A 17,453-nucleotide genomic window follows, 5' to 3' on the forward strand; every position below is an offset into this window, starting at 1 on the left:
CCCTTCGCCTTTCCGGTGGCCGTCCCCCCGCCCGGCGCCCCTGCGGCCCCGGGGCACCGGGCGGGCCGTTCAGGACTCCTCGGAGGTCCGGCCCTCGCGGATGGTGATCCGGCGGTCCGCGGCCTCGGCGACCAGCGGGTCGTGCGTGACGATGACGACCGCGGCGTTCCGCTTGCGGGCCTGGGAGATCAGCTGGTCCAGGACGGCCGAGCTGGTCGCGGCGTCCAGTGCCCCGGTGGGCTCGTCGGCCAGGATCAGCGGGGGGTTCAGGCTCAGCGCGCGGGCCAGCGCCACCCGCTGCTGCTCGCCGCCGGAGAGCTGGTGCGGCCGGGAGCCCAGCCGGTGCCCCAGGCCCACCGATCGCAGCAGCTCGCGGGCGACCGCCCGGCGGCGGACCAGCGGCATGCCGTTGAGCACCAGCGGCACGCTCACGTTGGCCAGCGCGGTGCGCCGCTCCAGCAGGTGGAAGGATTGGAAGACGAAGCCGATCCCGGTGTTGCGCAGCCGGGCCCGGCCGGCCTCGCCGAGCCGGGTGACGTCCACCCCGTTGAAGACGTGCTCGCCGCCGTCCGCGGTGTCCAGCAGCCCGACCATGTTGAGCAGGGTGGACTTGCCGGAGCCGGACTGCCCGACGATCGCGACCACCTCGCCGCGGTCGATCTCCATGGAGCAGCCGGACAGCACCTGGATCCGCTCCCCGTCCACCGGGAAGCCCTTGGTCAGACCGGAGATGCGCAGCAGCGGGCCGGGGGGTGCGGCCGGGCCGCCCCCGCCGGCGCGCCGCGCACGCCGGGAGCCGACGGCGCCCACTAGAACACCACCTCCTCTTCGGGGAGCTCCTCCCCGCCGCCGGAGTCGGGCGCGTCGAAGCCCTCTTCCAGCGGGATCGGGTCCAGGACCTGCTCGCCCTCGTCGAGCCCCTCGACGACCTGGATCCGCTCCCCGTCGGTGATGCCCAGCTCCACCTCGCGGGTCTCCTGCTCGCCGCCGTCGCCGACGACGATGACCTCGCCCTCCTCGAACCCGCCGCGCACCGCGGTCACCGGGACGAGCAGCGCGTTGTCCGCGCTTCCGGTGACGATCGACATCTTCCCGGTGACGCCGGGGAAGACCTGCAGGTCCTCGGGGACCCGGCAGGAGATCTGCGAGGTGGCCCCCGCACCGCCGCCACCGCCTCCGTCGCCGGGCATCCCCGTCTCCTCCCCGGGGGCGGAGCCGCCCCCGGCGCCGGAGTCCCCGGACTCGCCGATGGAGAGGAACCTGCAGGCCTGGGCGGGCGGGCCCTTGTCGATCTTGAGGGTGATCTCCTCGGGGTCGTCGTAGAACCGGTACAGGTCGTTGGCGGGGATCTGCGCGATCGCGCGGAACCGCTCCCGGCTGATCGCGGCGACCGAGGCGCCCGCCTCCACCGGGTCGCCCGCGGCGAGCCCGTCCAGCCCGCCGACCTTGCCGGAGACCGGGGCGTTGACGGTGACCTCGGTCGCCGCGGGCTGCTCGGCCCCGGCCCCCTCGCCGCCTTCGCCGCCCGCCTCCGGGGCGGTCCCGGCGCCCTCGGAGCGCACCGAGACGATCGGCGCGCCCTCCTGGACCTCCTGGCCGTCGCCGACCCACACCCGGGTGACGGTGCCGCCGCGCTTGGCGACCACCTTCTCCGCCGGGTCCTCCTCGACCTGCGCGTCCAGGACGACCTTGTCGGTGATCGGACCGGACTCCACCGGGACGGGCGCGGCCTCCTCGGCCCCCGCGGCCATGTCACCGGGGGGCGCGCCGCCGCCACCGCCGCGCAGCAGGAACCAGCCGGTGCCGCCGGCGGCGGCCAGGACGGCCAGGACGGCCGCCGTGATGATCCACTTCTTCAAGGGTCTTCCGCTCCTATTCCCGCAATCCGGCCACCACCGACGTGCGCAGCGCCCGCCATGCCGGGATGACCCCGGCGAGCAGGCCGACCGCGGCGGCGCTGCCCAGTCCGACGAGGACCCCCTGCAGGGGCACGGTCACCGAGACGCCCTCGGGGAGCGCGTCCCCGACGAACGCCTGGACGCCCCCGGCGATCCCGTAGCACCCCAGCAGCGCGATCAGCCCGGCCACCACCGAGACCACCACAGCCTCGGAGACCACCACGACGAACATGGCGAACCGGTCGGCGCCGAGCGCCCGGTAGGTGGCCAGTTCGCGGCGGCGCTCCCGGACCGTGACCAGCCCGACGTTGAGCACCCCGAGCATGCCGGTGGTGAGGGTGATGCCGGCGATCCCGAACAGCCCGAGGGAGAGGTAGCCCAGCACCTCCTCGATCTCCTCGAAGCTGTCCGCCCGGTAGACGATGAGCATCTCCGTGTCGGCCTGGGGGCCCCACCGCCAGGAGGTGCCGGCCAGCCGCTCGGTGAACTCCTCCTCACCGGGGCTCCCGTCGGGAGGCATCCGGACCCGGTAGGTCAGGCCCATGCCCATCTCGTCGGCGGCGCCGATCCCGGCGGGGAAGGCCATCTCCTCGGTGGAGGGCGAGCGCATCAGGTAGACCGTGCCCGAGCCGCCCCAGTCGTCCATCGCGGTGCCCTCGACCACGCCGACCACCCGCGCCCGCAGCCACTCGCTGTTCCCGATCTGCAGGTCGGCGTAGCCGCCGGAGGGGTCCAGCCGCTCGGTGAGGTTCTCGCTCAGCACCACCACGGGGGCGAGCGAGCCCTTGTCGGCCTCGGTGAACCAGCGCCCCTCCACCAGGTTCATCCGCCGGATGTCGGAGAGCGCCGGGTCGGTGTAGAACACCGTGGCGTCCTTGAACACCGAGGTCCCCTGGCGGAGCTGGATCCCCGCGGAGTCGAGGGACTGCTGCAGGGCGACGGCCTGGCCGCCGGCCCGGAGCATGTCCTCCTCGAATGCCGCGACGTCCTCGACCGGGGCCGGCGCGGTGACCTCGTAGGTGGCGGCGACGCCCGTGTTGGCCTCGCCGTAGACCTTGGCGTAGGTCTGGCCGACGTGCCCGGCGGTCACCACCGCGATCAGCGCGCCGACGCCGACCACGATGCCGGCGCAGGACAGGATCGTCCGCGAGATGTTGGCTCGGGAACCGGCGAAGGCCAGGACCAGGCCCGAGATGAGTGAGCGCAGCAAGCGTCGGCCTCTTCCCCGGTGTGTACGGGGGTGCGGGCGGCGCACCCGGGAGCGGACAGGGGGTGGGGGAGCGCCCCGGGTGACCGGAGTGGTCCGGGGCCACTGTGGCCCACCGGGCATCAGCGTTGCGTAAGGGACGTGTGTCGTCAAAGTGAGCAGAGAGCCGAAATCCCCTCCGCTGCGGGGTTCCCGGCCGGTCCGCGGCGCGGGCGGGCGGGGCCTCCGCGCCCCGGGGAGAGCGGTGTCACACCGGCGGGGCGCGTCCGGCGCGGGGGAGCGGACACGGCTCCGCCCCGGCGCCGCACCCGCCGGAGAGGCCGGGGGCGGCGCCGGGGCGGGCGCGGGTCAGTCGGAGCGGACCGGGGTCGGCCCGCCGTTCAGCCACATCAGGGTCTTGTCGTGCAGGGCGCCGTTGGTGCAGACCAGGGCGCCGCCGTCGGTGAACGCCTGGCCGCGCAGGCCGGTGGCGCGGCCGCCCGCCTCCTCCAGGATGATCGGCAGCGGGGCGGCGTCCCACAGCGACAGCTCCGGCTCGGCGGCGATGTCCACCGCGCCCTCGGCGACCATCACGTGCGACCAGAAGTCGCCGTAGGCGCGGGTCCGCCACACGTTCCGGGTCAGCCCGAGGAAGGACTCCAGCCGCCCCTGCTCCTCCCACTCCGACATTTCGGAGAAGGACAGCGAGGCGTCCTCCAGCTCCGCCACCTTCGACACCCAGCAGCGGCTCGCCTTGGTCAGGCTGCGGCCGCTCCACGCGCCGCCGCCCAGCGAGGCCCACCAGCGGCGCTGCAGCGCCGGGGCGGACACCAGGCCGACCACGGGGCGGTCGTGCTCCAGCAGGGCGATCAGGGTGGCCCAGACCGGCACCCCGCGGACGTAGTTCTTGGTGCCGTCGATGGGGTCGAGCACCCACACCCGGCTGCTGTTGCCGGTCTTGCCGTACTCCTCGCCGACCACCGCGTCCCGGGGGCGGGCCCGGGAGAGGACGCTGCGCAGGGTCTCCTCGACCGCCTGGTCGGCCTCGGTCACGGGGGTCAGGTCCGGTTTGGTCTCCACACGCAGGTCGAGGGCGCGGAAGCGCTGCATGGACAGGTCGTCGGCCGCGTCCGCGAGGACGTGGGCCAGACGCAGGTCGTCGTCAAAGGCCGCCATGGCGTGTAACGGTACCGCTCCGGGGCGCGCTCAAACAGGGCGGCACCCCCGGCCCGCCCGATCGGGCGGGCGGGACCGCGCCCCGCGCGCCCCGCCCGTCTCCTCCGCCCCGTCCGCCGCACCGGCCCCGCCGGCCGCGGAGTCCGGCCCGGGGCCGCCCGGATCTTTGACACGATGGCGGTATGACCGCCCGAACCGAACACTCCGGCCCCCCGCGCACCGGCGGCGTCCGCGAGCGGCTGCTGGACGCCGCCTACGGCGCGGTCGTGGCGGGGGGCTGGCCGCGCATGCGGATGGCCGACATCGCGCGGACCGCCGCGGTGTCCCGGCAGACCCTGTACAACGAGTTCGGCACCAAGGAGGGGCTGCTCCAGGCCGTCGTGCTGCGCGAGGCCGACCGGTTCCTGGACGGGGTGGAGCGGATCCTGGCCGGCCACGAGGGGGCGCCGGCCGACACGGTGGCCGCGGCGGCCCGCTGGACGCTGGCCACCACCGCCGAGGACCCGCTGCTGCGCGCCATCATCACCGGCGACGACGAACTCCTCCCGGTGCTCACCACCAGGGCCGAGCCGCTGCACGTCGCACTGGAGCAGCGGATCAACGCCTACCTGCGCCGCCGCCACCCCGGCCTGGACCGCCGGGGCGAGGCGATGACCGAGGTCGCGGTCAGGCTCAGCCTCTCCTACGTGCTGCTCCCCACCGACCCGGAGCGCGCCGCGGACCGCATCGTCGCCGCGGTCGCCGGCATCGCGGAGGCCCCGGCCCGGGGGGCCGCGCACCGGTGAGCCGGGCGCGGATCCGGACCGCCGCCCCCTGCCGCGGCGCCGGGGCCGCCGCCTCGGGGGCGGAAGAACCCCTCTCGCGCTGAAGGGGCGGTTCCGCCTCCGCGGGCCGGCGGTCAGCCGGGAGGGCCGCCGCCGGACAGCACCGATCGCACCAGGGCGGCCGTCCCGGCCCGAAGGCGCTCTTCCGGCCAGTCGCCGAGGTACTCGGCGCGGCCCTGGGGCGGCCGGTCCGGCACCGCCCCGTCGGCGCCGCCGAACCGGCCGCCGGGTCGGCCGGGGCCGGCGTCCCGCCCGAGTACGCCGACTTCCTCGCCGACCTGGACACGGCCATCGCGGCCGGTGCGGAGGACCGGACGACCGGCGTCGTCGCGGAGCTCACCGGGCACCCGCCGCGGCCGTTCCGGGAGGTGGTCCGGGCCGCGCTCGCCGGCCGCGCGGCCGGGCGCGCCCTGACGGCCGACCGGGCCGGGCCCTGGTGCGCACGGGGCGGGTGAACCTCCGGGGAACCTCCGGTGCGCCGCTTTCCAACGGCCCGGCCCCGGCGCGAGACTGGCGGGGTGAGCGAATCGAGCACCGCCGCCTTCCCCGAGCCCGTCGCGCCGGCCCTGCTGTTCGACCTGGACGGCACCCTGATCGACAGCGTCTACCAGCACGTCATCGCCTGGCGCAACGCCCTGGCCAAGGCCGACATCGAGCTGTCGGTGTGGCGGATCCACCGCCGGATCGGGATGAGCGGCGGCCTGTTCGTCAACGCGCTGATGCGCGAGACCGGGCTGCGGCTCTCCGCCGAGCAGGTGGCCGAGGCGGTGGAGGACCACGCCGTGGAGTACCTGCGCCAGCACTCCTCGGTGGTACCGCTGCCCGGCGCCACCGAGCTGCTGCGCACGCTCAGCGCCCGCGGCATCTCCTGGGCCATCGCCACCAGCGGCCAGCGCCGCACCGCCGGGCACGCCCTGGAGCTCCTCGGGCTGCCCGAGGACACCCCGATGGTCACCCGGGACCAGGTCCGGTTCGCCAAGCCCGACCCCGACCTGTTCCTGGCCGCGGCCGCGCACCTCGGCGTCGATCCGCGGCACACCGTCGTCATCGGCGACAGCGTGTGGGACATGCTCGCCGCGCGCCGGGCCGGCGCGCTGGGCGTCGGAGTGCTCTCCGGCGGGTACGGCAGGGACGAACTGGAGCGCGCCGGCGCCTACCGGGTCTACGCCGACCCCGCCGAGCTGCTCGCGCGCCTGGACGAGCTGGGCGTCCGCGGGGCGGAGGAGGGCGGCTGACCCGCCGCCGGCCCGGGGCCCGCCGGCGCCCGGCCGGAAAAGGAGGTGACGGATGACGGAGACCTCCGGTTGCATGGCGGTCATGTCGGACCCCGACGCCCTGCGACTGCTCGGCCTGCTCGGCGCCCCCGAGCGGCTGCGCGCCTTCTCCGCCCTGGTCCTGGGGGCCGGCACCGGCGAGGAGGTCGCGCTCCGCTCCGGCCTGCCGGTGAAGGACGCGCTGCGCGCCCTGGACCGGCTGGAGCGCGGCGGCATCGCGGCCCGCTCCGCGGAGGGGCGCTGGTCGCCCCGGCCGGAGACGCTCCGGGCCGCGGTCACCGCCGCCGCCGAGGACCGCTCCGCGGCCCCCGTCCCCGAGGGCACCCCCGCCGACCAGGCCCGGGTGCTCCGCTCCTTCACCCGGGACGGCCGCATCCTCGCGCTGCCGGTCCAGCGGGCCAAGCGGCTGATCCTGCTCGACCACGTGGCCCGCGCCTTCGAACCCGGCCTGCGCTACGCCGAGCCCGAGGTCAACGCGATGCTGCGGGCCTTCTACTCCGACCACGCCCTGCTCCGCCGCTCCCTGGTGGACGAGGGCTTCCTCGACCGCGACGGCTCCCGCTACTGGCGCTGCGGCGGCACCGTCGACGTCTGAGCTTGTTTTTTAACCTCGGGGGCAGCCAGGCCCTCGCGGCGGCACCGAATTCCGCTGTTCACCGGAGAGCAGCGCGGCCTTCGCGTGATCCTGTGCTTCGACCAAGAGGCACCGACCACAGCGAAGGCCGCACCCATGAGTGTCCACGACCACGCCGCCCCCGTCGACCCGATCGACGTATTGTCCCGATTCCGACGCGACCTCTACGACTGCCTGCCCGCGCGCCGCGACGCGCTGTTCGAACTGTGCGAGGCCCTGCTGTGCAGCCCCCACCCGGTCACCTCGCCGGCCGAACTCAGCCTGGAGGCCGAGCACCGGCGCGGCCACGGCGCCATGTACGACGCGCTGGCCAACGGCCGCCTGGAGACCGGCCGGCTGCGTCGCGTGCCGGCCGCGCTGCCGCTGCCCCGCACCGCCGGCGGGCGCATCGTCCTGGCCGCCGACATCTCCCCGTGGCTGCGCTCCGATGCGCCCACCAGCCCTGATCGGCTGTTCTGCCACGTCTACGGCCGCTCCGAAAGCGCCTCGCAGTTCATCCCGGGCTGGCCCTACTCCGTCGTCGCCGCCCTGCCCCCGGCTGCCCGGAGGCCCCGCCGGTACGCCCTGGCCCGAGGGGCGGTGCCGCCGCACGTGAGGACGGTTCCGCAGGGCCGGGAGGCCCCGGCTTCCGGCCCTGGGATCCGGTGGACGGAAGCACCGACCGGGCGCCCGGGGCCGGCGTTCCGCGGCGGCGGGCCGGGCTCGGAGCGTCTCCGGGAACGGGGCCGTACCGCTGCCCGGCCGGCGGTTCCGTCCCGCTCCGCCCCTGCCTGCCGGCCGTGGAGACCCCCGGAGGGGCGGCCCCCGCCGCCCGGCGGCGGGTACACGGCAGGGGGCGCGGAGCGGAAAGCCCGGCCCCTCCCCGACGAGGGCGGCACCGGGATGCGTACCATTGCGGAACATGTCCGGTCCGACTCGGTTTCTGCGCATGGTGCTCATCTCCATGTCGCTGACGAGCACCGATGACGGCCTCTGTCGCCGCCGGTGCCGTCGAAGCGTGCGCTGACACCGGGCGACCCCTCTCCCCGCCGGCCCCTCCCCGGGGCGTTCCGGCCTCCCCGCTCCGCGGGTCCCCGCGCCGCGCACGGCGGCGGTACCGGTGCGTTCTTCCCGCCGCCCGCAGCCGGCCCCGAGGCCGCCCGCGACCCCAGGAGAGACACGCCGTGACATCGAGACCCGCCGACCCCGCACCGGCGGGCGAGCCCGGAACCGGGCCCGCCGCCCCCGAACCGGCCGCGCCGGGACCCGCGCCCCTGCTCGCCCTGGGCAGGCGGCCGGCCCTGTCCGCCCCGCCGCCCCGGCCGCCCAAGCTCGGCCCGGTCCGCCGCGGCCCGCTGGCCGCGGCCCTGGCGGCCGCCGCCGCGCTCGCCGCCTACACGGGCGCCGTGCACGGGGCGCTCCCCGCCGTCCTGCTGCTGCTGGGCACCGGCCTCGGGGTGGCGCTGTTCCACTCCCGGTTCGGCTTCACCTCCGCCTGGCGGCAGCTCATCGCCGTCGGCAACGGCGCCGGACTGCGCGCCCACGCCCTGCTGCTGGGCACCACCGCCACCCTGTTCGCCCTGGTCATCGGCGCCGGGACCGGGCTGTTCGGCAACGACCCGCAGCCGTCGGCCGGGCCCATCGGCATCGCCCTGCTCCTCGGCGCGTTCCTCTTCGGCGTCGGCATGCAGCTGGGCGGCGCGTGCGCCTCGGGGACGCTCTTCGCCGTCGGGTCCGGGCAGTCGGCCATCCTCGTCACCCTGGCCGGGTTCGTCATCGGCTCGGTGGTCTACAGCGCCGCCTGGCCGCTCGTCGCCGACCTGCCCGCCCTGCCGCCGATCCTCCTCTCCGAGCACGTCGGCTGGGGCGGCTCCTGGGCGATCACCGCGGCCGTGCTGCTCGCCGTGGTGGTGGGCAGCCGCGCGGTGCAGAACCGCAGGGTCCCGCCGCCGGTCGGCGCGGTGCCCACGGCCTCCGGAGCGCTGCGGGTCCTCCGGGGCAGCTGGCCGATGGCGGCCGGGGCGGTGGCGCTCGCCGCCCTGGGCGGCGCGGTGCTGCTGGTCTCCGGCGGCGCCTGGGGCGTCACCTCGGCGTTCAACCTCTGGGGCGCGAAGCTGCTCCAGCTGCTCGGCGCGCACCCGGAGGAGTGGGCGTTCTGGAGCCGGCCGGAGCAGGCCGCGCAGCTCGCCGGGCCGGTCCTGGCCGACAAGACCAGCCTCACCGACATCGGCATCATCCTCGGCGCGGCGATCGCCGCCGCCGCGGCCGGCTCCTGGCGCCTCCACACCGGCCTGGCCTGGAACACCGTCGCGGCCGGCCTGATCGGCGGGGTGCTGATGGGGATCGGCGCCCGGCTGGCCGGCGGCTGCAACATCGGGGCCTACCTGGCCGGGATCGCCTCGGGCAGCCTGCACGGCTGGCTGTGGGCGGTGGCGGCGCTGGCCGGAACCTGGGCCGGCCTGCACGCCCGCACGCTGTTCGGCCTGGCCAACCCGGAACCCGGCGACGGCGTCTGCTGAACCGGCGGCGGTCAGCCGGTGACGGCCTCCTCCTCGCCGGCCCGGCTGGCCAGCAGCCGGCGCAGCGAGCCGACGCGGGCCGGGCCCAGCCGGCCCGCGTCCAGCCAGGCGTCCAGCGCGCACCCGTCGGCGCCCTCGCCGTGCGGGCAGCCGGGCGGGCACTCCTCCACCGCCTCCTCCAGGTCGGGGAAGCCCGCCACCACGTCGTCCGGGGCGATGTGCGCCAGACCGAAGCTGCGCACCCCCGGCGTGTCGATGATCCAGCCGTCGTCCAGCGGCAGCGCCACCGCCGACGTCGAGGTGTGCCGGCCCCGCCCGGTCACCGGGTTGACCCGGCCCACGGCCCGCTCGGCCTCCGGGACGATCCGGTTGACCAGCGTCGACTTGCCCACCCCGGAGGAGCCGACGAGCACGCCGGCCCGGCCTTCGAGCAGGCCGCGCAGCTCGGTCAGGTCGCCGCGGTGGTCGGTGACCACCGCGCGCAGGTCCAGCGCGGCGTAGCCGGCCAGCAGCTCCTCGGGGCCGGCCAGGTCGGCCTTGGTCAGGCAGAGCAGCGGCTCCAGCCCGGCGTCGTAGGCGGCGACCAGGCAGCGGTCGATGAACCGCGGCTGCGGCTCGGGGTCGGCCAGCGCGCACACGATGACGAGCAGGTCGGCGTTGGCGACGATGACCCGCTCCACCGGGTCGGTGTCGTCGGCGGTGCGGCGCAGCACCGAGGAGCGCTCCTCCACCCGGACGATCCGGGCCAGCGTGTCCGGGACCCCGGACAGGTCGCCGACCAGGGCCACCCGGTCGCCCACCACGATCCGGCCGCGGCCCAGCTCGCGGGCCTTCATCGCGGTGACCTGCCGGCCGTCGACCAGGCACCGGTAGCGGCCCCGGTCGACGGTGAGGACCATGCCGACCCGGGCGTTCTCGTGCTTGGGGCGGACCCGGGTGCGGGGGCGGGAGCCGCCGCGCGCCCGCACCCGGATGTCGTCCTCGTCCAGGTGCCGGCCGCCGCCTCTCACGCCACCACCTCCGACCAGAGGGCGGGGAAGTCCGGCAGCGTCTTGCCGGTGGTGGCGATGTCCTCCACCTCCACCCCGGGCACCGCGAGCCCGATCACGGCCCCGGAGGTCGCCATCCGGTGGTCCTCGTAGCTGCGGAACACGCCGCCGTGCAGCGGGCGCGGGCGGATCACCAGGCCGTCCGGGAGCTCCTCGGCGTCGCCGCCGAGCCGGTTGACCTCCCGGGCCAGCGCGGCGATCCGGTCGGTCTCGTGCCGGCGCAGGTGCGCGATGCCGGTCAGCCGGGACGGCGAGTCGGCCAGCGCCGCCACCGCCGCGATGGTCGGGGTCAGCTCGCCGACCTCGCGCAGGTCGGCGGTGATGCCGTGCACCGCCCCGGTGCCGCGCAGGGTGAGGCCGCCGTCGTCGAAGGAGACCTCGCCGCCCATCCGGGAGAACAGGTCGCGCAGCGCGTCCCCGGGCTGGGTGGTGCGGTGCGGCCAGCCCGCCACGGTGACCCGGCCGCCGGCGACCAGCGCGGCGGCGAGGAACGGGGCGGCGTTGGACAGGTCCGGCTCGACCGCGATCTCGGCGGCCTTCACCGGGCCGGGGGCGACCCGCCACACGTCCGGCTCGGAGTCGTCGACCGACACCCCGGCCTCGCGCAGCATCTGCACGGTCATGTCCAGGTGCGGCCGGGAGGGTACCGGCGGGCCCTCGTGCCGGACCTCGACGCCCTCGGTGAACCGCGCCCCGGCGAGCAGCAGCGCGGAGACGAACTGGGAGGAGCCGGAGGCGTCCAGCGCGACCCGGCCGCCGCGCAGCGCCCCGGTGCCGCGGACGGTCAGCGGGAGGGCGCCGCGCCCCTCGTCGTCGATGCCGGCGCCGAGCGCGCGCAGCGCCTCCAGCAGCGGCCCGACCGGCCGCTCCCGGGCGCGCGGGTCGCCGTCGAAGTGCACGTCGCCGTCGGCCAGCGCGGCCAGCGGCGGCACGAAGCGCATCACGGTGCCGGCGTTGCCCACGTCCAGCCGGGCCGGGCCGCGCAGCGGGGCGGGGGAGACGGCCCAGTCGCCGCCGTCCTCGGCGATCCGGGCGCCCAGCGCGCGCAGCGCCGCCGCCATCAGGTCGGTGTCGCGGCTGCGCAGCGGGCGCCGGACCGCGGCCGGCGTCTCCGACAGCGCGGCCAGCACCAGGGCGCGGTTGGTCATCGACTTGGAGCCGGGCAGTTCGACCGTGGCGTCCACGGCCTTGGAAGCGGTCGGAGCAGGCCAGTTCGGGGCGTCAGCAGGCATGCTCCCAGGTTAGCGGCCGCCCCGCCGGTAAGGCCCGGCCGCGCGGCCCCCGCCGCGGCCCCGCTGCCAGACTGGACACCGAACGCCCGCGCCGCCCCGACCCCGGAGGAGCCCGCCGTGCACGCCAAGGACAAGAGCCACCGCTACGAGGTCACCGTCGAGTGGACGGGGAACACGGGGACCGGCACCGCGACCTACCGCGGCTACGGCCGCGACCACGACGTCTCCGCCCCCGGCCGGCCGACCCTGAAGGGCTCCGCGGACAAGGCCTTCCGCGGCGACCCGGAGCGCTGGAACCCGGAGGACTTCCTGCTGGCCGCGCTGAGCGAGTGCCACATGCTGTCCTACCTGGCGCTGGCGGTCGGCGCCGGGGTGGACGTGGTCGGCTACCGGGACACCGCGACCGCCACCATGGTCACCCACGCCGACTCCAGCGGAGAGTTCACCGAGGCGGTGCTGCACCCGGTGGTCACCGTCGCCGACGCCGCCATGGCGGAGAAGGCGGAGCACCTGCACGAGGCCGCCGGCCGGGCCTGCTTCATCGCCCGCTCGGTGAACTTCCCGGTCCGCCACGAATCGGTGATCGAGGTCGCCGACTCCTGACGCCTCCCGAAAGCGGACGCGGACCCCGCCGGGGGAGGCGGGATCCGCGTCCGGACGGGGCCGGGCCGGCGCTGTTCTATCAGGCGTCGATCTTGGCGACGATGCGCGCGAGCATCTCTCGCATCTCGGCCTGACCGGCTTTCAGGCCGGCCAGCTCGTTGTCCACGCGGCCGAATCGTTCGTCCACGCGGTCGAACCGTTCGGCGACCTCGCGGCGGTGGTCCATCAGCCCGTCGGCGAGGGAGTTGAGTCGGGCGTCGATGTTGGCGTGGTAGGCGTCGTTGTCGGCCTTGAGGCGCTGCTGCTCTGAGGCCAGGGTGAAGCTGGCGGCCTCGAGAGCGGTCAGGCGCTGCTCGACACTGGGCATCGGAGGGTTCCCCTTTCGTGGGGCTCAAGGTGCTTCCAGCGTATCCGTGCTGGAAGGAGAGGAAGCGGAGCGAACTGAGGCTGTGGAGAACCGGCCTGTGGAAAACCGGTCAGCAGCCGGGCGGGTCGGCGATGTAGTAGACGCCGTCGGTGACCTGCTCGACGTTCTCGGCGAACAGGCTCGCCGCCATGAGGGAGCGGCACGGTCCTCCGGCCCGGGGCGGGGGCGCCTCCAGCTCGCCCACGAAGGTGTCGAGGTCGGGCTGGACGAGCGTGGGCGCGTGGTCGGCGTCGGGGTCGTCTGCGGTGGCGATCCACAGGTGCTCGCTGCGCCGGATCGACCAGCGCTCGCCGTACCGCTCGCGCAGCAGCTCCAACAGGAGGCCGCGTTCCCGGATCATCGCGCACCGCCCTTCGGTGAGTAGAGGGCCCGGGCGAGATCCAGGGCGTGCCGGGCCTTGGTGCGATACCGCTCGGCCTCGCAGGCGAGGAAGTAGAGCCGCACACGGGAAGCGGGAGGGCGGCGCCGCTGGATAGTGTTCATACGTCATCAGCTCCTTCGTAGCTGGTGGCCGTGCCCCGGGAGTCCTGGACCGACTCGCCGGGGTCTTCTGTATCTCCACACCGTACGCCACTCATCATCACTTGTCAGGTGACGTCAACGGAGGCTAAGTAATGTGTTGAGGTGAATAGTGTCGTTATATGAAGATCGATCTTGACGGGCCGGAGCCGCTGTACGAGCAGATCGCGGCCGTGCTGGCGGCTCGGATCGCGGACGGGACCTATGAGCCTCGGCGCCGTATTCCGTCGGAGGCTGCTCTATGCGAGGAGTTCAAGGTGTCGCGTCCTACCGCGAGGGCGGCCGTCAAGGTGCTGAACGACCGAGGTCTGACGGCCACGGTCCATGGCAAGGGAACCTTCGTCGTGGAGGAGAGCACGGAGAAGGAGAAATAGCGACGTCGCCGGGTGGTTCTGTTCTACCGTTGCGGTGTGAACGAGCAGACCGGGATTCCCGCCCTCGACCCTGAGGGGCCCCAGTTGATCTATGTGGCGGTCGCCGACCACATCGCAGCCAGGATCAGGGCGGGCGAGCTGTCACCGGGGATGAGGCTGCCGCCGGAGCGGGAGCTGGCGGAGGAGTACGGCGTCGCCTACATGACCGTTCGCAGGGCCAGCAAGGAACTCCGTGAACGCGGACTGATCGTGACGGTTCACGGAAAAGGAACCTTCGTCGCCGAGTAGTTTTCGGAGAAGCCCCGGAAGGACTTCCATGAAACTCACCTGGCACAAGTCGAGTCACAGCACGGGCGCGAACGAGTGCGTCGAGGTCGCCGAGACCCCGCAGGGGGCGAAGGTGCGTGACACTCAGCACCGCTCCGCCGGATACCTCTCCGTCCCCTCGGCCGAGTGGTCGGCGTTCCTCGCCGAGGTGCGCGCCGGCCTGGTGTAGGAACAGGCCGGGCCCGGAGCGGACGACCGCTCCGGGCCCGGTGGCCTTTCGGTGGCCGTTCGGGTCAGACGCCGACGCCCTTGCGGATGGCGCGGTTGCCGAGGAGCAGGCCGGCGGCGGCGATCGCGCCCGCTGCAAGGAAGCCCCAGAGGACCGAGGGGTCGGTGTAGGCGCCGGAGAACAGGGCGCGGACGCCGTCGGTGATGTGGCTGACCGGGTTGGCCAGGGCGACGACCTGCAGCCAGCGCGGGCCGAAGTCCATCGGCAGCAGCACCCCGGAGAGCAGCATCAGCGGGAAGAGCGCCAGCTGGGTGACGCCGTAGAACAGCTCCCCGCTCGGCGTCGACTTCATCGCCAGGAAGAACGAGAACGCGCCCAGCCCGATGCCGAAGACGCCGAGCAGCAGCAGGCCCGCCAGGATGCCGGGCGGGTGCAGCCGGAACCCCAGCGGCACCGCCAGCGCGATGATCAGCACCGCCTGGGCCAGCAGCACGGCGAACTCCTTCAGCGTGCGGCCGACCAGCATCGCGCTCCGGTCGATCGGGCTGACCAGCATCCGCTCCATCGAGCCGGTGAGCAGCTCGGTGAGCAGGTTGTAGCCGGACATCATCGGCCCGAACAGGCAGAGCATCACCAGCACCCCGGGCACGAACCACTGCCAGGAGGACTCGGCGCCGCCGCCCGGGGCGCCCATCCCCTGGGCGCCGCCGAGCAGCGGGCCGAAGAAGAACAGCAGGAGCAGCGGCTGCCCCAGGGAGAGGATCAGCCCCAGCGGCTCGCGCAGCGAGGGGCGGATCTCGCGCTCGAAGACGGTGGCGACGTCGCGGGCGAACCCGGCGCCGGCGGGCGCGGGGGCGGAAGGGGCGGTGGTCATGCGGAGGGCTCCTTCTCGGGCTGCGGGTGGTCCCGGTGCTCGTCGGCGGCCTGGTCCTCGGTGAGGCTGCGGCCGGTCAGGGAGAGGAAGACGTCGTCCAGGGTGGGGCGGGCGCCGCGCGCGGCCGCGGTCTTCACCCCGGCGGCCTCCAGCGCGCTCAGCAGCTCCGGCAGGGCCGCGTCGGCGTCGGCGACCTGCGCCGTCACCCGGGCGGCGCCGCTCCGGGAGCCGTTGAGCGCGTCGGCGGCGCCGGGGGCGGCCTCGCCCGGGGCGAGGGAGGAGACCCGGTCCGGGGCGGTGGCGAACCGCTCCGCGACCCGCGCGGCCCGGCCGGCGTCGGCCGCCTCGTGCAGCGCGACGGTCACCCGGTCCCCGGCCAGCTCCGCCTTGAGCGATTCGGCGGTGCCGTCGGCGATGGTGCGGCCGCGGTCGATGATCACCACCCGCTCCGCCATGCTGTCGGCCTCCTCCAGGTAGTGGGTGGTGAGGAAGAGCGTCATCGAGGTCTCCTCGCGCAGCCGCAGGATGGTGCTCCAGATCTCCGCCCTGCTGTGCGGGTCGAGCCCGGTGGAGGGCTCGTCCAGGAAGAGCAGCGGCGGGCTGTGCACCAGCCCCAGGGCGATGTCGACCCGGCGGCGCTGGCCGCCGGAGAGCGAGACCGGCTTGCGGTCGGCCAGGTCGGCCAGGCCGAGCCGGTCCAGCAGCTCACCGGCGCGGCGGCGGGCCCGCCCGCGGCTCATCCCGTAGGCGCGGCCCTGGTAGAACAGCTCGTCGCCGACCCGCTGGGTGTCCGCGGCGCTGCTCTTCTGGCTGACGTAGCCGATCCGGGCGCGCACCGCGGCCGGATCGGCGGCGATGTCGGCGCCGGCCACGGTCGCCGTGCCCGAGGTGGGCGGCAGCAGCGTGGTGAGCATCCGCAGGGTGGTGCTCTTCCCGGCCCCGTTCGGGCCGAGGAACGCGACCAGCGTCCCCGGCTCCACGTCCAGGTCCAGGCCGCGTACGGCGTCCACCCTTCCGTGCTGGGCGGTGAAGCTCCGCGTCAGTCCGCGGGCATGGATCATGGCCCCTCCTCGGGGGTCTCGATGGGAACGGCGGTGCCCGGATCCGGGCATGGCCGTCGGGCCCGGTTCCGGGGGATTCGATCGCTGGGAGCCCCCGATTCTTACTCGGAAAACGGCGGAAAGCAAACATGAGACGTCTGTTCATATTCGCCCTGACCTGCGAAAAAGCCGGAAAGTGAATCTATGTTCAGGAAAAAGGCCCGCCGGGTCGGCGGAATGCCGCTGAAAAGGAGCGGTAAATGTGAGCGCCGATTCACGGGAGGCCGATCCGCGGGCCCGGACCGGCCCTCCGGAGGCCGCGGCGCGGGCGGTGCGCGCAGGGTGGCAGACTCGTCCCATGTGCGGACGCTTCGCCCAGGCTCGCAACCTGCATGACCTCCAGCTGGCCTTCGACATCCCCGGAGCCGCCCCCGGCCCGGCCGGCGGCGGCCCGGCCATGCCCCCGCTGGAGGAGCTGGAGCCGGACTACAACATCTCCCCGGGCAAGAGCGTGCAGGCCGTGCTCGGCACGCCGCCGGGCCGCCGCGGGCCGGACGCGCCGCGCGGGCCGCAGGGCGTCGGCACGTTCCGCTGGGGCCTGATCCCCTCCTGGGCCAAGGACGCCGCGGTCGGCTACAAGATGATCAACGCGCGCAGCGAGACCGTGGCGGACAAGCCCGCCTTCCGGGACGCGCTGCGCCGCCGGCGCTGCCTGCTGCCTGCCACCGCCTACTACGAGTGGCAGTACCTGCCGGACGCCGCTCCGGGCACCGCCGAGGCGGGCACCTCGCCCGCCACCGACCCCGCCCACCGCAGGCGCAAGGCCAAGTCGCGCAAGCGCCCCTTCTCCGTCGGCTACCCGGACGGCTCGCCGCTGGCGCTGGCCGGGCTCTTCGAGCGCTGGCGCGACCCCGCGCTGCCCGACGACCACCCCGCCGCCTGGGTGTGGAGCTGCACCGTGGTCACCACCGAGGCCCGCGGCGGGCTCGCCGGGATCCACGAGCGGATGCCGGTCGTGCTGCCGCCCGAGGAGTGGGACGCCTGGCTCGACCCGGCCTCCGGCTGGGACGCGGTGCGCGGCGCCATGGACGCCACCCCCGTCGGCGGCCTGGAGCTCCGCGAGGTCTCCACCGCGGTCAACAGCATCAAGAACAACGGGCCCGCGCTGCTGGACCCGCCGGACCCGGCGGAGGCCGCCGCGGCCGAGCCGGCCACCCTGTTCTGACCGGCCCGGGGGCCGGAGGGAAGGGGCGGGGGTGGAGCGGCGGTAGCGCTCTGTGTATGGTGGCCCCGGTCATATGATCCGCCGCGCGACGGCGCGGTGTGCACCGCGACGGCGGTGTGCGGTT

At 75.0% G+C, this 17,453-nt stretch carries 22 protein-coding genes; 10 read left to right on the forward strand and 12 right to left on the reverse strand.

The window, feature by feature from the left end:
* Positions 1–69 precede the first annotated feature (69 nt).
* The 4 genes from J0910_RS08100 to hisN form a co-directional block, all read right to left on the reverse strand.
* Complete coding sequence (locus tag J0910_RS08100; protein ID WP_420157903.1) at positions 70–810, reverse strand: ABC transporter ATP-binding protein; 741 nt, start codon at positions 808–810, stop codon at positions 70–72.
* A complete protein-coding gene (locus tag J0910_RS08105; RefSeq protein ID WP_420157904.1) occupies positions 810–1,859 on the reverse strand; it encodes a permuted SH3 domain-containing protein in 1,050 nt (349 codons plus the stop codon). The genes J0910_RS08100 and J0910_RS08105 overlap by 1 nt, the downstream gene beginning before the upstream one ends.
* Before the next feature lie 13 nt (positions 1,860–1,872).
* Positions 1,873–3,108: an ABC transporter permease gene (locus J0910_RS08110; protein ID WP_420157905.1), complete on the reverse strand. Its 1,236-nt coding sequence runs from the start codon at positions 3,106–3,108 to the stop codon at positions 1,873–1,875.
* Between the two features lie 345 nt (positions 3,109–3,453).
* Positions 3,454–4,260: a histidinol-phosphatase gene (hisN, locus tag J0910_RS08115; RefSeq protein WP_420157906.1), complete on the reverse strand. Its 807-nt coding sequence runs from the start codon at positions 4,258–4,260 to the stop codon at positions 3,454–3,456.
* Between the two features lie 182 nt (positions 4,261–4,442).
* On the opposite strand from hisN, the gene J0910_RS08120 reads away from it, so the two are divergent.
* Positions 4,443–5,045 carry a TetR/AcrR family transcriptional regulator gene (locus J0910_RS08120; RefSeq protein WP_420157907.1) on the forward strand — a complete coding sequence of 201 codons (603 nt, stop codon included), beginning with the start codon at positions 4,443–4,445 and terminating at the stop codon, positions 5,043–5,045.
* 113 nt (positions 5,046–5,158) lie between these two features.
* Here the strand turns inward: J0910_RS08120 and J0910_RS08125 are convergent, their stop codons facing one another.
* Complete coding sequence (locus tag J0910_RS08125; RefSeq protein WP_420157908.1) at positions 5,159–5,431, reverse strand: hypothetical protein; 273 nt, start codon at positions 5,429–5,431, stop codon at positions 5,159–5,161.
* A 171-nt stretch (positions 5,432–5,602) separates the two neighbouring features.
* Between J0910_RS08125 and J0910_RS08130 the strand changes: the two genes are divergently transcribed.
* The 4 genes from J0910_RS08130 (at position 5,603) to J0910_RS08145 (ending at position 9,490) form a co-directional block, all read left to right on the forward strand.
* Positions 5,603–6,319 carry an HAD family hydrolase gene (locus J0910_RS08130; protein WP_420157909.1) on the forward strand — a complete coding sequence of 239 codons (717 nt, stop codon included), beginning with the start codon at positions 5,603–5,605 and terminating at the stop codon, positions 6,317–6,319.
* Between the two features lie 52 nt (positions 6,320–6,371).
* The gene (locus tag J0910_RS08135) at positions 6,372–6,953 is read left to right on the forward strand and encodes a DUF2087 domain-containing protein (protein WP_420157910.1); all 582 of its coding nucleotides are present in this window, start codon (positions 6,372–6,374) and stop codon (positions 6,951–6,953) included.
* Between the two features lie 135 nt (positions 6,954–7,088).
* Complete coding sequence (locus J0910_RS08140; protein WP_420157911.1) at positions 7,089–7,958, forward strand: transposase; 870 nt, start codon at positions 7,089–7,091, stop codon at positions 7,956–7,958.
* A 197-nt stretch (positions 7,959–8,155) separates the two neighbouring features.
* Positions 8,156–9,490: a YeeE/YedE family protein gene (locus J0910_RS08145; protein WP_420157912.1), complete on the forward strand. Its 1,335-nt coding sequence runs from the start codon at positions 8,156–8,158 to the stop codon at positions 9,488–9,490.
* 11 nt (positions 9,491–9,501) lie between these two features.
* Here the strand turns inward: J0910_RS08145 and rsgA are convergent, their stop codons facing one another.
* The gene (gene rsgA, locus J0910_RS08150; RefSeq protein ID WP_420157913.1) at positions 9,502–10,500 is read right to left on the reverse strand and encodes a ribosome small subunit-dependent GTPase A; all 999 of its coding nucleotides are present in this window, start codon (positions 10,498–10,500) and stop codon (positions 9,502–9,504) included.
* A complete protein-coding gene (gene aroA / locus J0910_RS08155; protein WP_420157914.1) occupies positions 10,497–11,771 on the reverse strand; it encodes a 3-phosphoshikimate 1-carboxyvinyltransferase in 1,275 nt (424 codons plus the stop codon). The genes rsgA and aroA overlap by 4 nt, the downstream gene beginning before the upstream one ends.
* A 117-nt stretch (positions 11,772–11,888) precedes the next feature.
* Here aroA and J0910_RS08160 point away from each other — a divergent pair, with 117 nt between their 5' ends.
* Positions 11,889–12,374 carry an OsmC family protein gene (locus J0910_RS08160; protein WP_420157915.1) on the forward strand — a complete coding sequence of 162 codons (486 nt, stop codon included), beginning with the start codon at positions 11,889–11,891 and terminating at the stop codon, positions 12,372–12,374.
* A 79-nt stretch (positions 12,375–12,453) separates the two neighbouring features.
* Here the strand turns inward: J0910_RS08160 and J0910_RS08165 are convergent, their stop codons facing one another.
* The 3 genes from J0910_RS08165 to J0910_RS08175 all read right to left on the reverse strand — a co-directional run bounded on the left by J0910_RS08165 (position 12,454) and on the right by J0910_RS08175 (position 13,284).
* The gene (locus tag J0910_RS08165) at positions 12,454–12,741 is read right to left on the reverse strand and encodes a hypothetical protein (protein WP_420157916.1); all 288 of its coding nucleotides are present in this window, start codon (positions 12,739–12,741) and stop codon (positions 12,454–12,456) included.
* 109 nt (positions 12,742–12,850) lie between these two features.
* Entirely contained in the window at positions 12,851–13,141 is a 291-nt protein-coding gene (locus tag J0910_RS08170) for a hypothetical protein (RefSeq protein ID WP_420157917.1), read from the reverse strand.
* Positions 13,138–13,284, reverse strand: a complete 147-nt coding sequence (locus tag J0910_RS08175) for a hypothetical protein (RefSeq protein ID WP_420157918.1) — start codon at positions 13,282–13,284, stop codon at positions 13,138–13,140. Before J0910_RS08175 ends, J0910_RS08170 begins: the two co-directional genes overlap by 4 nt.
* A gap of 158 nt (positions 13,285–13,442) precedes the next feature.
* On the opposite strand from J0910_RS08175, the gene J0910_RS08180 reads away from it, so the two are divergent.
* From J0910_RS08180 to J0910_RS08190, 3 genes are read left to right on the forward strand one after another with little or no spacing between them, the layout of a single operon-like run.
* A complete protein-coding gene (locus tag J0910_RS08180) occupies positions 13,443–13,694 on the forward strand; it encodes a GntR family transcriptional regulator (protein WP_420157919.1) in 252 nt (83 codons plus the stop codon).
* A gap of 36 nt (positions 13,695–13,730) precedes the next feature.
* Positions 13,731–13,982 carry a GntR family transcriptional regulator gene (locus J0910_RS08185; protein WP_420157920.1) on the forward strand — a complete coding sequence of 84 codons (252 nt, stop codon included), beginning with the start codon at positions 13,731–13,733 and terminating at the stop codon, positions 13,980–13,982.
* A gap of 28 nt (positions 13,983–14,010) precedes the next feature.
* Positions 14,011–14,190, forward strand: a complete 180-nt coding sequence (locus J0910_RS08190) for a DUF397 domain-containing protein (protein WP_420157921.1) — start codon at positions 14,011–14,013, stop codon at positions 14,188–14,190.
* A 64-nt stretch (positions 14,191–14,254) separates the two neighbouring features.
* Here the strand turns inward: J0910_RS08190 and J0910_RS08195 are convergent, their stop codons facing one another.
* Complete coding sequence (locus J0910_RS08195; protein WP_420157922.1) at positions 14,255–15,064, reverse strand: ABC transporter permease; 810 nt, start codon at positions 15,062–15,064, stop codon at positions 14,255–14,257.
* On the reverse strand, positions 15,061–16,125 hold the full coding sequence (locus J0910_RS08200; RefSeq protein ID WP_420157923.1) for an ABC transporter ATP-binding protein: 1,065 nt from the start codon (positions 16,123–16,125) through the stop codon (positions 15,061–15,063). The genes J0910_RS08195 and J0910_RS08200 overlap by 4 nt, the downstream gene beginning before the upstream one ends.
* A gap of 337 nt (positions 16,126–16,462) precedes the next feature.
* Here J0910_RS08200 and J0910_RS08205 point away from each other — a divergent pair, with 337 nt between their 5' ends.
* Complete coding sequence (locus J0910_RS08205; protein ID WP_420157924.1) at positions 16,463–17,329, forward strand: SOS response-associated peptidase; 867 nt, start codon at positions 16,463–16,465, stop codon at positions 17,327–17,329.
* Positions 17,330–17,453 lie beyond the last annotated feature (124 nt).

The organism is Nocardiopsis oceanisediminis (genome assembly GCF_048595525.1).
Classification (GTDB): Bacteria; Actinomycetota; Actinomycetes; order Streptosporangiales; family Streptosporangiaceae; genus Nocardiopsis_A; species Nocardiopsis_A oceanisediminis.

What these genes read in the sequence shown, in the direction of transcription:
- hisN (WP_420157906.1), bottom strand. Translation starts at nt 4,260, where the DNA reads ATGGCGGCCTTTGACGACGACCTGCGTCTGGCCCACGTCCTCGCGGAC.
- J0910_RS08120 (WP_420157907.1), top strand. Translation starts at nt 4,443, where the DNA reads ATGACCGCCCGAACCGAACACTCCGGCCCCCCGCGCACCGGCGGCGTC.
- J0910_RS08135 (WP_420157910.1), top strand. Translation starts at nt 6,372, where the DNA reads ATGACGGAGACCTCCGGTTGCATGGCGGTCATGTCGGACCCCGACGCC.
- J0910_RS08140 (WP_420157911.1), top strand. Translation starts at nt 7,089, where the DNA reads ATGAGTGTCCACGACCACGCCGCCCCCGTCGACCCGATCGACGTATTG.
- aroA (WP_420157914.1), bottom strand. Translation starts at nt 11,771, where the DNA reads ATGCCTGCTGACGCCCCGAACTGGCCTGCTCCGACCGCTTCCAAGGCC.
- J0910_RS08165 (WP_420157916.1), bottom strand. Translation starts at nt 12,741, where the DNA reads ATGCCCAGTGTCGAGCAGCGCCTGACCGCTCTCGAGGCCGCCAGCTTC.
- J0910_RS08170 (WP_420157917.1), bottom strand. Translation starts at nt 13,141, where the DNA reads ATGATCCGGGAACGCGGCCTCCTGTTGGAGCTGCTGCGCGAGCGGTAC.
- J0910_RS08175 (WP_420157918.1), bottom strand. Translation starts at nt 13,284, where the DNA reads ATGAACACTATCCAGCGGCGCCGCCCTCCCGCTTCCCGTGTGCGGCTC.
- J0910_RS08180 (WP_420157919.1), top strand. Translation starts at nt 13,443, where the DNA reads ATGAAGATCGATCTTGACGGGCCGGAGCCGCTGTACGAGCAGATCGCG.
- J0910_RS08190 (WP_420157921.1), top strand. Translation starts at nt 14,011, where the DNA reads ATGAAACTCACCTGGCACAAGTCGAGTCACAGCACGGGCGCGAACGAG.
- J0910_RS08195 (WP_420157922.1), bottom strand. Translation starts at nt 15,064, where the DNA reads ATGACCACCGCCCCTTCCGCCCCCGCGCCCGCCGGCGCCGGGTTCGCC.
- J0910_RS08200 (WP_420157923.1), bottom strand. Translation starts at nt 16,125, where the DNA reads ATGATCCATGCCCGCGGACTGACGCGGAGCTTCACCGCCCAGCACGGA.
- J0910_RS08205 (WP_420157924.1), top strand. Translation starts at nt 16,463, where the DNA reads ATGTGCGGACGCTTCGCCCAGGCTCGCAACCTGCATGACCTCCAGCTG.